The organism is Pseudomonas sp. A39 (assembly GCF_058145955.1).
In genome coordinates, this window is the sequence record NZ_JBYVMD010000114.1 from 1 (window position 1) to 1,066 (window position 1,066).

Annotated in this window: 1 protein-coding gene; it reads left to right on the top strand. The window is 61.1% G+C overall.

Annotated features, from left to right (window positions below; all coding sequences use genetic code 11):
- On the top strand, window positions 1-1,066 hold a 1,066-nt coding region (locus AC3ZU9_RS31425), incomplete at both ends, for an acetyl-CoA carboxylase biotin carboxylase subunit (protein WP_490091790.1).

Below are 1,066 nucleotides of genomic sequence, written 5' to 3' on the forward strand. Positions count from 1 at the left end.
TGATGCACGTGAAACTGGCGGACGAAAGCATTTGCATCGGCCCGCCACTGGCCACGAACTCGTACCTGAAAGTCTCGAACATCATCGCGGCCGCGGAAGTGACCGGCGCTGATGGTATCCACCCAGGCTACGGCTTCCTCGCGGAAAACGCCGATTTCGCCGAACAGGTGGAAAAATCCGGGTTTGCCTTCATCGGCCCGAAAGCCGACACCATTCGCCTGATGGGCGACAAGGTCTCGGCCAAGGACGCCATGATCGCCGCCGGTGTACCCACCGTTCCTGGCTCCGACGGCCCACTGCCGGAAGACGAAGAAACCGCTCTGCGCATTGGTCGTGAAGTCGGCTACCCCGTGATCATCAAGGCCGCCGGTGGCGGTGGTGGTCGCGGCATGCGCGTGGTGCACAAGGAAGAAGACCTGATCGAAGCCGCCAAGCAGACCCGCTCCGAAGCGGGCGCCTGGTTCGGCAACCCGATGGTCTACCTGGAAAAATACCTGACCAACCCACGTCACGTGGAAGTCCAGGTACTGTCCGACGGCCAGGGCCACGCCATCCACCTGGGCGACCGCGATTGCTCGCTGCAACGTCGTCACCAGAAGGTACTGGAAGAAGCACCGGCACCGGGCCTGGATGAAAAGGCTCGCCAGGAAGTGCTGGCACGCTGCGTCAAGGCGTGCATCGACATCAACTACCGTGGCGCCGGTACTTTCGAGTTCCTCTACGAGAACGGTCGTTTCTACTTCATCGAGATGAACACTCGTGTGCAGGTAGAGCACCCGGTATCGGAGATGGTCACCGGTATCGACATCGTCAAGGAGATGCTGAGCATCGCCGCCGGCAACGTACTGTCCTTCACCCAGGACGACGTGAAGATGCACGGCCACTCCCTGGAGTGCCGCATCAACGCCGAAGACCCGAAAACCTTTATCCCGAGTCCAGGCCTGGTCAAGCATTTCCATGCACCGGGCGGCAACGGCGTTCGCGTCGATTCGCACCTGTACAGCGGCTACAAGGTTCCGTCCAACTACGACTCGCTGATCGGCAAGCTGATCACCTGGGGCGCCAC